Origin of the sequence: Cryobacterium cheniae (assembly GCF_004403395.1) — a bacterium.
Lineage (GTDB): Bacteria > Actinomycetota > Actinomycetes > Actinomycetales > Microbacteriaceae > Cryobacterium > Cryobacterium cheniae.
Map to the genome: position 1 here is coordinate 65,981 of NZ_SOGN01000071.1, position 12,146 is coordinate 78,126.

At 62.5% G+C, this 12,146-nt stretch carries 12 protein-coding genes and 1 pseudogene; 9 read left to right on the plus strand and 4 right to left on the minus strand.

Translation table 11 applies throughout. The annotated features are described in order from the left end of the window. Positions 1–364: 364 nt before the first annotated feature. The 3 genes and pseudogenes from E3T23_RS14980 to E3T23_RS14990 all read right to left on the minus strand — a co-directional run bounded on the left by E3T23_RS14980 (position 365) and on the right by E3T23_RS14990 (position 2,159). Positions 365–908 (minus strand): annotated as a pseudogene (locus E3T23_RS14980) (protoglobin domain-containing protein). Positions 909–1,000: 92 nt separating this feature from the next. Beyond that, positions 1,001–1,609 (minus strand): hypothetical protein, encoded by a 609-nt coding sequence (locus tag E3T23_RS14985; RefSeq protein WP_134371326.1) that lies wholly within the window; start codon positions 1,607–1,609, stop codon positions 1,001–1,003. Continuing rightward, positions 1,596–2,159, minus strand: coding sequence for an RNA polymerase sigma factor (locus E3T23_RS14990; protein WP_134371327.1), 564 nt, complete (start codon positions 2,157–2,159; stop codon positions 1,596–1,598). Before E3T23_RS14990 ends, E3T23_RS14985 begins: the two co-directional genes overlap by 14 nt. A 124-nt stretch (positions 2,160–2,283) precedes the next feature. Between E3T23_RS14990 and E3T23_RS15840 the strand changes: the two genes are divergently transcribed. From E3T23_RS15840 to E3T23_RS15025, 8 genes are all read left to right on the plus strand, one after another. Continuing rightward, positions 2,284–2,409 (plus strand): hypothetical protein, encoded by a 126-nt coding sequence (locus tag E3T23_RS15840; protein WP_255570788.1) that lies wholly within the window; start codon positions 2,284–2,286, stop codon positions 2,407–2,409. Between the two features lies 1 nt (position 2,410). Further along, positions 2,411–2,848, plus strand: coding sequence for a hypothetical protein (locus tag E3T23_RS14995; protein ID WP_134371328.1), 438 nt, complete (start codon positions 2,411–2,413; stop codon positions 2,846–2,848). A 438-nt stretch (positions 2,849–3,286) separates the two neighbouring features. Continuing rightward, positions 3,287–4,060, plus strand: coding sequence for a hypothetical protein (locus E3T23_RS15000; protein WP_134371329.1), 774 nt, complete (start codon positions 3,287–3,289; stop codon positions 4,058–4,060). Positions 4,061–4,518: 458 nt separating this feature from the next. Continuing rightward, on the plus strand, positions 4,519–4,839 hold the full coding sequence (locus tag E3T23_RS15005; protein ID WP_134371330.1) for a nucleotide pyrophosphohydrolase: 321 nt from the start codon (positions 4,519–4,521) through the stop codon (positions 4,837–4,839). After that, positions 4,826–6,634, plus strand: coding sequence for a DUF2075 domain-containing protein (locus tag E3T23_RS15010; RefSeq protein ID WP_134371331.1), 1,809 nt, complete (start codon positions 4,826–4,828; stop codon positions 6,632–6,634). Before E3T23_RS15005 ends, E3T23_RS15010 begins: the two co-directional genes overlap by 14 nt. Before the next feature lie 125 nt (positions 6,635–6,759). After that, positions 6,760–8,103, plus strand: a complete 1,344-nt coding sequence (locus E3T23_RS15015; protein WP_241978022.1) for a GmrSD restriction endonuclease domain-containing protein — start codon at positions 6,760–6,762, stop codon at positions 8,101–8,103. A gap of 229 nt (positions 8,104–8,332) precedes the next feature. Next, positions 8,333–8,524: a TM2 domain-containing protein gene (locus tag E3T23_RS15370; protein WP_166806319.1), complete on the plus strand. Its 192-nt coding sequence runs from the start codon at positions 8,333–8,335 to the stop codon at positions 8,522–8,524. A 477-nt stretch (positions 8,525–9,001) separates the two neighbouring features. Next, positions 9,002–9,229, plus strand: a complete 228-nt coding sequence (locus E3T23_RS15025) for a hypothetical protein (protein WP_134371333.1) — start codon at positions 9,002–9,004, stop codon at positions 9,227–9,229. 24 nt (positions 9,230–9,253) lie between these two features. Here E3T23_RS15025 and E3T23_RS15030 read toward each other — a convergent pair whose 3' ends face one another. Further along, entirely contained in the window at positions 9,254–10,630 is a 1,377-nt protein-coding gene (locus E3T23_RS15030) for a serine hydrolase domain-containing protein (protein ID WP_134371334.1), read from the minus strand. Between the two features lie 364 nt (positions 10,631–10,994). Between E3T23_RS15030 and E3T23_RS15035 the strand changes: the two genes are divergently transcribed. Continuing rightward, positions 10,995–12,146, plus strand: a 1,152-nt coding sequence (locus tag E3T23_RS15035; RefSeq protein ID WP_198416234.1) for a hypothetical protein, incomplete at its 3' end; no start/stop codon positions are given.

Genomic DNA, 12,146 nt, shown 5'->3' on the forward strand with positions numbered 1-12,146 from the left:
TGAAGAGGGGATGTCGACGATGGTTGGAGAAAGTCTGGCTTATGAGTGAGTCGATTGGTGAGTAGCGAATGAAGCATGAAAAAAGAGCGGCGAAAACGGACCCCCCACGATGCTGGCGGCGATAGGGATGACGCCCCGCAGACGGTGGTAGTAGTACAGCCTCCGGCAAAAACGTGTCACAGGCGACATGACCGCGTCCAAAAGTGAAGGCGTGCCTCCCGGAATCACCACACAGTTGTCGCCTGGGTGCCTGGCGCTGCGCCGCGCATCATCGCGAACGACGCACAGTCGTTGCCTCATGATCACTCTCGATGGCGCCACCAGCGGTCCGTGCCCGCAGGCCGACCCTGGACGAAGGAGGGGCTTACCAGTTGCCGTCGCTCGCGTAAGGGCGAACCCATAGGGAAACTTGCCGGGTCACGGACTTGAACCAGGCTTGGTGCATGCGCTCGATCTCGGCGTCGGAGTGGTCGCCTGTGGCAAGGAACGGGCGGATGGTGGCCGTGATCGGGTAGATCAGCGCCGCCATGTGACGCAGTGGAATGGTTGGGACCGATGCTGCTGAATCGGTTTCGTTGTGCGGGGCGGTATGCCGGCGCCCGATTTTATCGGCGTATGCGAGCCATTGAGCATCGTAGGGTCGGCGGCAGGTATCGAGAATCCATTGCCCGAAGCGTGCGCTTAGAGCAATACCGCAGGAGGTGCGGATTCGCGCCAACGAATCCGTACCAAACGTCGAGGATCGCCTCCACCTGATCCGGCAACACATCACCGGCCTGAGCAGGCGCGAGCGAATCATCCTCGGTGAACAGCACGCTTTGCATCAGTTCCGCCAGCTCGGCCGCGCTAATCGGAGATGGCGGAACCGCATCAAAGCTGTAGCCGGGAATCTCGCTTCCCATGAACATCTCCGTTCGGGAAGGAGGGAATAGTGAACGGAGCCTACGCACCGACCGGTCGCTGTCAATGGGTGGCAGCCGACGTTGGGCTCGGGCGTGGATCAGCCAGGGAACGCTTCGTCGTAGACCGCGCGCAGCTCGGCGCTGTCGGCCCCGGTGACGCCGCAGCCGGTGATCGTTCCATCGACTGCGCCGACGAGGTAACTCTGGCCGACCGCGAAGGGCACGCCCGAGAAGTCGGAGGTCATCGCGTCGCCCTGCAACACCTCCACGCGGTCGGCGACGTCGCCGGTGAAGCGTTCCGTGACCTCCAGCAAAACGGTGTCGCCCTGGACCTGCAGCACCCTCGCGGCGAACGCCTGCTCCTGTGCCGCGACGGTCGCCGGCTCGAGCCTCAGGCAGCTGCCGCTCGCGAGGCCTCCGCCCGGGGGAGGCTGCAGCGCCTCGACGGTGCGTTCCGGGCCGCCAACGACGAGGGGCACGACGATGGCGGCGGCGATGGCGAGGCCGGCGGCGATGCCGACCACCGGCATCCACCGCCGGAACGCGCGTCGCGGCACTTCACGGGTGACGGTCGTTGTGGTGGGGGACTGGTCGGTCATGATCTGCTCCATTCTGTGGTCGAGCCACGTCGGCGAGTCAGGGGGCAACGTGCGGGCCGGATCGGCCGCGCGCAGCTCGTCGCGCAGGGCACGGTCATCGTCGTGCATCTTCGCTCCCTTCGTCGTGAGATACATGTCCGGTCGGGTCGCCGGATTTCACTAGCTCCTGCTTGAGGCGCGCCTTCGCCCGATGCAGGCGGATTGCCGCTGCGTTCGCGCTGATGCCGAGCACGACGGCAATCTGCGGGCTTGTCAGCTCGTCCCACGCCCACAGTCGTAGGATCTCAGCGTCGTTTCGACGCAGACCGGCGAGAGCGGTGGTCACACGGGCCGCCTCGGCGGTGCCATCGACGGTGGCTGCTGCGGAGTCCTCGTCCGCAGCATCCGGTGGGTCGATGGCAATGATGCGGCCGATGAGACGGATGCGGCGACGCTCGGCGCGTTGAGCGTTGCTGAGGCACTGTCGAGCGACGACGATCGCCCACGGAAGTGCGTCGTCGGGCACCTCGTCGAGGCGGCGCCAGCACACCAGCAGGGTGTCGCCGACCACGTCGTCGGCCGTGGCGGCGTCGGTGCGGCGGTACAGGTAGCGGCGTACCGGCTCCGCGACGAGCGCGACGAGGTTGCGCATCCGTTTCTCGCGCTCGGTGTCGGTCACAACTCTCATACTGAGGGATGTCCGGCTGGGGCGCGGGGATTTCAGGCCGTGGCCTCAACGTCAGGTCACAAGGCCGATCAGAATCGAGAGGCGCGCGGTCAGCGCAGCGCGTAGCTTGTGGGCCATGGACATCCCAATTCAAATTCACTCGAGCTTGCTGCCTCACGCCGACGCGGCGATCCCCGACGCGGCGGGCAACACGATCCGCCTCCGGCAGACCATTGGTTCGACGACGAAGGAGCGCGACTGAGATGAGCGACACGAAAACTGGCTTCAGCAATGCCGAGCGCGACGCTATGAAGCAGCGCGCCGCCGAACTCAAAGCGATGAAGGGGGTCAAAGGCTCGGCCAAGAAGGCGAAAGAACTCGATGCCTGCCTTGCGGCCATCGATGGCCTCGAAGGGACCGATCGCAGCATCGCTGAACGACTGCATGTGATCGTCTCGGAGGAGGCGCCGCATTTCGACGCCAAGACCTGGTACGGATTTCCCACCTATGCCAAGGACGGCAAGAACATCGTTTTCTTCCAGCCGGCATCCAAGTTCGGCACGCGATACGGCTCGGTCAGCTTCGACGAGCACGCCGCGCTGGATGACGGCGAAATATGGCCGGTCGCCTACGCGGTCGTCACGATGACTGCCGACGTCGAGACGAAATTGCGGGGGCTTGTCAGACGCGCGGCCGGCTAGACGGGGTTACGCCGCCGACGCTGCGAAGGCCGGCGGCGAAAGAAATCGCTCTTGAGAATACTTAAGAGCGATTCCTCGTCGCACCAGCCTGAGCCGCTGCTCTGCATTGCTGCCCTCTAGGGCACTTCGGACGGCCGGGCCCGCTGGCCGCCGACGACTGTGGATTCGTTGTAGTCCGTCCCTCCAATCCTGATCTGGATATTCAGAGCTAGTGCGTCCCTAATTGGGGGTAGGCGAATCGTCTCCTCGGAACTCGGCCGAGCGGTAAATTGAAATGTCGCACTACAGGCCTAAAGGTGTCGGCGGGGAGCCACGCCCCCGCGCCACCGGTACGTTCGACAACCGAACGGCGTTAGTCGTGCCGACGACAGTCGATGGCCACGGGCCCAATCAGCGCCCGTGCGGGGGAAGCTTCACACAACAACGAACGGTAGATACATGAGCGACACCGGAGTGAATCAGCCACAGTACAAGGTGGGCGACATTGTGAACGGGCACATCCTCACCGCGCAGAACGAGTGGATGCCCGTCGCCCCTGTACCAACCCCACCAGCGGCAACGCTGCCGGAAAAACCGAAGCGCAAGTGGTTTCTGCGAAAGCGCGTACTTATCCCGGTGGGACTGCTCGCGTTCATCATCATCCTCAGCAACTTGAACGGGTCACCGAAGACTGACGACGCCGCCAGTGTAGAGGCGGCCGCGGTAGCGACCGAAGAGCCCGCAGCCACGGTGGAAGAGCCCGCAGCCGTGGAAGAGCCTGCCGCGGAACCTGAGGCAGCGCCGGCGCCGGAGGCAGGTACGGCAACCAACCCGATGCCCCAGCCCTACGTGGCGAAGGGGCTCCTCGGCGGCGACAAGTACTCTCTCACCGGACGTGTATCCGCCGATGGCCCAGACGTTACGCAGTGGAACATGTTCAATGACCCTGCACCCGCTGGTTTCAAGTGGGTCGTCGTCGAGTTGACCATGACCGGCATCGACAAGGACGGTGTTGAACCGTCACTTGCTTCATTTGACCTCTCCCTCTCTACCCCTGAGGGAAACCAGTACAACGAGGACTCCGGCCTCGTACTTGGCGACGGTATGTCCAAAATGTACGAGGGCCCAACCCTCTACCCCGGCAGTGCCTTTACCGGCCACATGACCTTCCTCGTGCCCGAGGCGTCGGCCGGCTTCATGCTTCACGACAATGGCAATTACATCGCCCTGTAGCACGCCCGAGAACCGGCTAGTAGGAATCGCTCCTGAGAATTCTCAGGAGCGATTCCTGGATTAAGCGATGCTCGGGGCTCGTTGTGGCCACGAAGTTTTGTTCGGCGACGTCGCCCAGCCTGTTGTCGTTGCGGAACGAGTTTTCCTTTTGCGCCAGTGGGTATGGATCATGCGCTGATTGATTTGACGGGCAGTGGACCGGACGAGACCCGCGCCGGATGGTTATGAGGATGACGCTCGGCGAAGGGCGTATACCCGCGGGCGACTCAAGACAGCTGCATAGAACAGATAGGCCATGCAAAAACTGTGTGACTCGTCACGGGTGAGCGGTTGAAGGTCGTCTCCGGGCTGCGCAAGGTTAACCTTGTTCACAACCAGCTGGGCTATTGATTGTAGCAGGGGCGGCCTCGCATCCGACGGCAAAATCTGGAGGAACGCCACACTGCTAGGTTTGCGACATGGATGAATTTTCAGTCCGCGACGAAATTGCAGCCTTCGTCGTCGAGCGTGATTGGGCCCAGTTCCACACCCCCGAGAACCTGGCGAAGAGCATCGCCATCGAATCCGGCGAACTTCTCGAGTGCTTCCAATGGAATGCCGAAGCCGACACAGATCGCGTGCGCGATGAACTCGCCGACGTCCTCACATACTGCATTCTGCTTGCCGACCGTCTTGGGGTAGACCCGAACCAGATTGTTCTGGATAAGCTGGCCAAAACGCGCGAGAAGTATCCAGTGGATAAGTCCCGGGGGCGCAGCGCCAAATATGACGTCCTTTGAAATCGTGCGCCTCGACTTCACCAAAGAAGCTGTCCGGGCGTGGGCGCCGCGCGATCACCGCAACACCAACTGGCCGGTCGTCTACGTTCTGGACGATGCCAAGGTTGGCGGCAAACTCGCTAACAGGGGAGCGCTCAACGACGTGTACGTCGGGGAGTCGCGGAACGCGGCGGCACGAATGCGCCAGCACTTCGACTCGTCCGAGAAAGAGCACCTGAGCACAGTCCGGGTGATCGTAGATGCGACGTTCAATAAGTCCGTGTGCCTCGATCTGGAGTCGTACCTGATCCGGATGCTTGCTGGTGACGGTTTCTATCGGGTGCTGAACCGCAATGACGGGATCACAGAGGCCGACTACTACGAGCGTGACCGGTACCGCGAGACCTTCCGCGAGGTGTTCGACCAGCTCCGGCGTGACGGAGTCTTCACCCGAAGCATTCCCGAGATCGAGAATAGTGATCTGTTCAAACTCTCACCGTTCAAAGCGCTTTCACAGGACCAGGCAATTGCCGTAGACGGCATCCTCGAGGGACTCTTCGAGGATCTGGAGGCGGGCACCGACAGTACGATCGTCGTCCAAGGTGACCCCGGTACAGGCAAGACCGTTGTAGCCATCTACCTGCTTAAACTGCTCGTCGATATTGCGAACTCGGCTCCCGATGAAGATGTGGACAGCGACACCCTCTTCTCTGAGTACTTCGTCGACGGCTATCGCGAGCTTCTTATGAACATCCGGATCGGCCTGGTGGTGCCGCAGCAGTCGTTGCGTGAGTCGATCAAGAAGGTGTTCCGCAAGACGCCGGGGCTTCGGCCGGAGATGGTCATGACAGCGTTCGAGGTCGGATTCGCCGCGGAAGACTTCGACCTGCTCATCGTCGACGAATCCCACCGGCTGAACCAACGAGCCAATCAACCCTCTGGTGTCCAAAACAGAAACTTCAGCCTCATCACCCAGAAGCTCTTTGGGAGCGACGACAAGACGAAGACCCAGCTCGATTGGATCACCAAGAAGAGCAAGCATCAGATCTTTCTGATGGACGCCGCGCAGAGCGTTCGCCCGGCCGATGTGCCTCCAGAGCTACTGAACAGCCTCGTGATCGAAGCGCAACTCACGCGACGTCACTACCCGCTGATGTCGCAAATGCGAGTGCAAGCGGGGTCCGACTACGTCGCCTACGTCAGGCGCGTCCTCGGAACGACGACGGCGATTAGCAGGCCGCAAGTGGTGGCTCCCGAGCTTTTCGAGGGCTACGACTTGCGGCTGTTCGACAGCCTTGTGGAGATGCGCGCGGAGATCCGTCGCAGGGATGCCGAGGTCGGCCTCTCGCGCCTGCTCGCCGGCTACGCGTGGGCCTGGAAAACCAAGGCCGACAAGACCGCCTTTGACATTGAGTTAGATGGCTGTCAGCTCCGGTGGAACAGCACGCAGACCGACTGGATTGCGTCGCCGAAGTCCGTGGACGAAGTGGGCTCGATCCACACAGTTCAGGGGTATGACCTCAATTACGCCGGCGTGATTATCGGTCCGGACCTTCGCTACGACGCGGAGGAGCACAAGCTGGTCATCGACCGAGGGTCGTACTTCGATAAAAAGGGCAAAGAGAACAATGACGTTCTCGGCAAGAAGTACACCGACGACGACCTCCTACGTTTCATCACCAACATCTACGCGGTGCTGCTGACCCGTGGTATCCGGGGGACATACGTCTACGTCTGCGACCCAGCACTTCGTGCCTACCTGAGGGCATTCATCCCTAACGCCGTGGAGGCGAACCTGGCTCCTCTCGGGCGATAGCGGTCCTAACATCGGCGGGCCCCCGTTCTGGGGTGTTCGGCCGGTGATCGGCTCATCCCCGCCTCCAGTACGTTTCAAATAGACATGTCTACGCTCTAGTTGAGAGCGGTGAAACAGGGGATCAGATGAGAAAATTTGGCAGGAACAAGCTCGAGCCGATCACGGCTCCTGTCAGCACATCGTCTGCGGGCCCTCTGAAATTGCAGCGGCCTCTCAGCACGTGGGTCCTCGGCGGTCTGGTCGCTTTCTTCGCTCTGATGTACGCCATTGTCGGTGGGTTCCCGGCAATACTCGTCATTCTGGGAATGGCTGCGTTGGTGACCGGTGTCTACGCGCTCTCTGGTCGCCGGCCGTGGGCATCCGTATCAGCCCGCAAGACAACTGCAATCGCGGTGGCTGCCAGCCTGGTTCTCTTCATCTCAGGTGGGGTCGCTGCTGCAGCGCCAGGTGCCGGTGAAATTGCTGTGGCGGAGCAGCCCACGGTGAGTGCGACACCGAGTGCAACCGCAACTCCAACTCCAACACCGACCCCCACGACAACGCAGGGGCCGGAATTTTCGGAAGAAGCACCGGTTGACCCCGCGACAGTCTCCGCACCGACTGAGGTCGTGTCGGTTGTGGCTGCAGATACAAGCTCCACTGACACGACGGCACTTGCGCTCCTCGCGACTATCCCCGTCAAGGGCAAAGCCGCAAAGACCGGCTACGAGCGCACCGGCATGTTCGGCTCCGCCTGGATCGACGTGGATCGCAACGGATGCGACACCCGTAACGACATCCTCGCTCGGGACTTGAGCCCTATCACCAAGTCGGGAACCTGTCGGGTGATGACCGGTTATCTCGTCTCGCCGTACACTGCCGCGCCGATCGCCTTCGTTCGAGGTCAGGACACGTCAGCGTTCGTGCAGATCGACCACGTCGTAGCCCTGTCGAATGCGTGGCAGACGGGCGCTCAGCAGCTGACTCAGGCCCAGCGCGTTTCTCTGGCTAACGATCCCATCAATCTCCTTGCCGTCGATGGTCGCTCCAACGCCCAGAAGAGCGACGGTGACACCGCAACTTGGTTGCCGTCGAACAAGGCGATCCGCTGCGGCTACGTCGCCCGACAGGTGTCCGTCAAGGCCACTTATGGTCTGTGGGTCACTCAGGCCGAGCACGATGCTATGACCCGCGTCCTCGGCTCCTGCACTGGGGAAATGGCGCTGACTTCCTCGTTCACACCTGCACCAGCTCCTGTTGTAGTTGCCCCGCCTGCACCAGCTCCGGCCCCGGTAGTCGTGGCTCCGGAACCCGTTCAAGCTCCTGCTCCCGCCCCGGCACCTGCTCCGGCCCCGGCCCCGGCCACTGATTTCTATTACGAGAACTGCGACGCCGTGCGCGCCGCGGGAGCGGCCCCGATCTCCGCGGGATCGCCGGGTTTCCAGCCCAAGTTTGACCGTGACAAGGACGGCATCGGCTGCGACACCTGATGACTGGCGGAGGACCGCGCAGGACCTAACAATCACGCACGTCCCTTGAGCCGGCCAGATTCGTTCTCATGCTGGCCGAACCGCTCCTAACGAAGGACATCGAGGGAGGTGCGACTTGACCAGCAGCCCTCCGCAGCCACGCGTGCCGCCGCCTACGTCAGGCGCCAGGCAACCAACATCAGCCTCCCGCCCCCTGCCCGCCGTACGCGAAGGCAGCACGAGCTTCATCGTGACGTTGCTGCTCGCCTGTTTTCTCGGCTTGTTCGGCGCCGACAGGTTCTACCTCGGAAAGACCCGCTCGGCCCGACTAAAACTCTTCACCCTCGGCGGGTTCGGCTACTGGGTAATCATCGACCCACTCATCACGCTCTTCGGGGCCCAGCGCGACGTGCGGGGATTGCGACTGGCGGGCTACGACTAGCACAAGAGGACTGTTTGGGTCGTTTTTGGCGCAGTCTTCGGTTCCGCCGTACTCATCAACATCGTCGCGGGAACGCTCAGGGCTGCTTTTGACAGTCAGGGTCCGACGGCGTTCGGATGGGTGCTCCTGGCCATCTTTGCGGCAGCCGCGGCACTGGGGGGCTGGATCCTACGTCGTCGTGCCAGCACCTATATCGCGATGGCCTCACGCATGGTCGACCCGACGCCGCCGCGCATCCGAGCCCGTATGGCGAGACTCATAGCGCTCCGGAATCTGTATCTGGTGCCTGCGGCGGCTGGAGACCGAGCGGCCCTAGCGGTGATCGGGCAGGTCGATACGGTGGTCGCAAACGTGACTGATCTGTTCCGGCGGCTGAGCGTCAAGGCCTACTAGGAGCAACCGGGGCTCGTCCAGGCCGAGTACGAGGACAAACTCGACACGCTCGCCGCAGCACTCGACCGCGACTACCTGTTGGACATGCTCGCCAACCCCCACCTGTGGGAGGACCCGGAGCAGCGCATCCGAGACGTGCAACGGGCGCTCGACGCGGTGAATGCCCAGATTCTCCGCAACATCAAACAGATTAATTCCCGCCGGGGCCTGTTGTTCCAGGTCAAGCTCGACGGCTTGATGGGCCCACGCAAAGAGCGGGAGGACTGGCAGCGCGCCATTGACGAAGCGTTGGGAACCGACAAGCCCGCTTGACGCGGACAGCGTGGATCTGAGCGGTCAGCCGCGGACCAGATGAGTGTGGGGCAGGTCCCCGAACGAGACGTTCTGATCGATATCGAGGGTCAACGCGTCATCCCGAAACTCAAGCGTGAATGTGCGCATGAACGGCGTGCCCACGTTGAGCGCCCGCACGACCAGAGTGCTCGGGGAGACCCACGCGCCGCTCGCCCGAACCTGGGTATCCGCGGATGCCACCCACTCGCCGTGGCCGAAGGCCAGCGACTGCTCCACGCCGCCACGAAGGATCGTCAGCAGCCCCGGCTGGAAAGTCACCGCGGTCACCTCCGCATCGTCGTAGTCGAAGCGGATACCCGCCACCCGTGCCGCCGTCGGTGACGACGGCTCGCCGAGGAGGGTCGGCAGGGTGAGGGACGCGAGCGTTTCGGCCAGATGGGTCTCCTGCTCCGGCAGCGGCTGGTCGGTGAAGGCGGGCAGCAGGTGCTCCCAGAGGAGGTCAAGGGCGCGCTGCGCGGTCGGGAGCGCCGCGGTGAGCACGATCACGGCATCCGTTTCTGGAAGCATGAGGCAGAACTGGCCGAAGGCACCCTCGGCCCGGTAGCCCGTCGGCCGGTTCAACCAGAACTGGTAGCCGTAGCCCTGGCGGCCGTCGACGTCGTGCTCGGTGCCCGACGTGTCCACCTGAACTCGGGTGGCCTCGTCGATCCACTCCGCCGGAATGAGTCGCGTGCCGTTCCACTCGCCGCGTTGCAGCAGCAGCTGGCCGAAGGTCGCGAGCTGCTCGGTCGTGAGAGAGAGCCCCCAGCCGCCGGCATCGATTCCGCGCGGGCAGGTCTCCCACGTGGCGCCGACGATGCCGAGCGGCTCGAACAGTCGCGGGGTGAGGTAGTCGAACAGGCGCTCTCCGGTGAGCCGCTGCAGGATCGCCGAGAGCAGGTAGCTCGCACCGCTGTTGTAGACGAAGTGGGTGCCCGGGGCGAACTCGAGGGGCTGGGCAAGAATGGCGCGCGCCCAGTTGACGCCGTGCGAGTCGTCGGCGAGCGACACCGTGTCGGTCGGATGCCCGGTGGTCATGGTGAGCAGGTGGCGCACGGTCAGCACGGCCAGGTGCGGGTCGATCTGCGCGGGCAGGTCATCGGGAAGCAGGTCGACGACGAGGCCGTCGAGCGTGAGCCGGCCCTCACCGATGGCGAGCCCGATGGCGGTCGAGGTGAAGCTCTTGCTCACCGAGAACATGAGATGCGGATGCTGCGCCGCATAGGGACTCCACCAGCCCTCCGCGACGACGCGGCCGTGCCGAACGACCATGAGGCTGTGCAGGCTCTCGAGCTGGTCCTCCGCCGCGGCGACGAAATCGAGAATGGCGGTGGAGGAGATTCCCTCGGCTTCGGGGGTGCTGCGGGGGAGCGGGGTCATGGTTCAATTCTGCCGGGTCGAGTGGATGCCCGCACCCGGGTTGAGACTCCTTGCGTAAGATGCGCATCCGATCGGCCCGGTCGGAAAAACGTCTTGAGATCGCTCGGAGGTTGGTGCCAGTTTGCCCATTTTTACACGCGTCGGATTGTCTCAAATGCTGGGCGAATCGCCCGCTCGGGCAGTGTGTGGCCATACCGAGACAGTCGGGCCCGTAGCGGTGTTCCGGCGGTCTCGTCAGATGCGATGTGTTTGGCCTAATCCGGCGGGAGCAGCGCAAAATCCCTAACTGGGGTATGTACAGTCCGCACCCTTATTGACAGGCTCTTCAAGATCTCGTCAGCCGACACCTAGCGGCGGCAGGGTCGTGCTCGAAGGAACTTGCACCTTCGAGAAACCCGACTATCTAAAGGCCCCTGTCTTGATTCCTGTCAAATTTCGCGTCGGTGCGATCGTGGCCCTGAGCGCCATCGTTCTCGCAATGTGTGCTTCACCCGCTTCTGCCGCTACTAACTCGCTAACGATCACCCCCACCGAGTGGAACGTCGTCGGGTTGGACAGCAACAGTGTTACGTCAGGGCCCAACCAGTTTTCGGTTGGTGCCAAGGTATGCAACGTAACCGGCGCGGCGGTTACCGGTGTTGACGTGTCATGGAATTGGACGACTGCCAATACCTACATCAATCTCGACAGCACTGCGACGAAAAATCTTCCCTCTATCGCTGCCAATTCGTGCACCAAGCTATGGTGGACGGTCGAGATCACACGCAATGCGGCGGCCTACAACGGCAAACGTGGCTTCACGATTTCGGCTGCGGCCGCGGGAGTCACCACCGTGAGCACCCCGACGACACGCGAGATTTACGTTGAGAAGCTCGTCTCTCAAAACCGCAACGCAGTGACCTCGGTGACGGGACCGACAAATGTTGTTGTCGGTCAGACAGTTAGCTACTCGCTGACGGGAAAGACTGCCACGCAGGGTTACGAGCAGCTGTCCGCTGGACCCTCATTGGACGGCACCATTTTTGAAATTCTTTCCGTGACTGGCACCTATACGCAGCCAGAAACAGGTGCCGGTGGCCCGCCGACTTCCGGTTTCTACGCCAACGCATGCACTTGGGACCCGGTTACGACGAGTGGGTCCTATAGGTCCTGTCTAGGGACGGGCAAGGCAGGCGGCAACTCAATTGTGGTCACGGTCACGGCCTTGGTAAAAGCTCCAGGTACCGGTCTCGTCAATGCAAACATCTACGACTATTCGGGCTCCTCATACCACTACAACTCCGACCTCGGCACGTATACCAAGTCCGTCACCGCCACGAACCCGGTGGTCCAGTCTCCGCCGGTGGCTGTTGATGACGGACCGATCGCAGTGACTTCTGGTGTGGGCAAGTCGGTTGATGTTCCGGCGAATGACGCCGATGTTGATGGCGACCTGGATCTGACATCCGTCGTTGTCACGACACCGCCCGCTCACGGCACGACGTCGGTCAACGCGACGACGGGTGTTGTCACGTAC

Bases quoted from the DNA above. Each gene is read 5' to 3' on its own strand.
- E3T23_RS14985 (WP_134371326.1), bottom strand. From the start codon at position 1,609: ATGCACGACGATGACCGTGCCCTGCGCGACGAGCTGCGCGCGGCCGAT.
- E3T23_RS15840 (WP_255570788.1), top strand. From the start codon at position 2,284: ATGGACATCCCAATTCAAATTCACTCGAGCTTGCTGCCTCACGCCGAC.
- E3T23_RS14995 (WP_134371328.1), top strand. From the start codon at position 2,411: ATGAGCGACACGAAAACTGGCTTCAGCAATGCCGAGCGCGACGCTATG.
- E3T23_RS15000 (WP_134371329.1), top strand. From the start codon at position 3,287: ATGAGCGACACCGGAGTGAATCAGCCACAGTACAAGGTGGGCGACATT.
- E3T23_RS15005 (WP_134371330.1), top strand. From the start codon at position 4,519: ATGGATGAATTTTCAGTCCGCGACGAAATTGCAGCCTTCGTCGTCGAG.
- E3T23_RS15010 (WP_134371331.1), top strand. From the start codon at position 4,826: ATGACGTCCTTTGAAATCGTGCGCCTCGACTTCACCAAAGAAGCTGTC.
- E3T23_RS15015 (WP_241978022.1), top strand. From the start codon at position 6,760: ATGAGAAAATTTGGCAGGAACAAGCTCGAGCCGATCACGGCTCCTGTC.
- E3T23_RS15025 (WP_134371333.1), top strand. From the start codon at position 9,002: ATGCTCGCCAACCCCCACCTGTGGGAGGACCCGGAGCAGCGCATCCGA.
- E3T23_RS15030 (WP_134371334.1), bottom strand. From the start codon at position 10,630: ATGACCCCGCTCCCCCGCAGCACCCCCGAAGCCGAGGGAATCTCCTCC.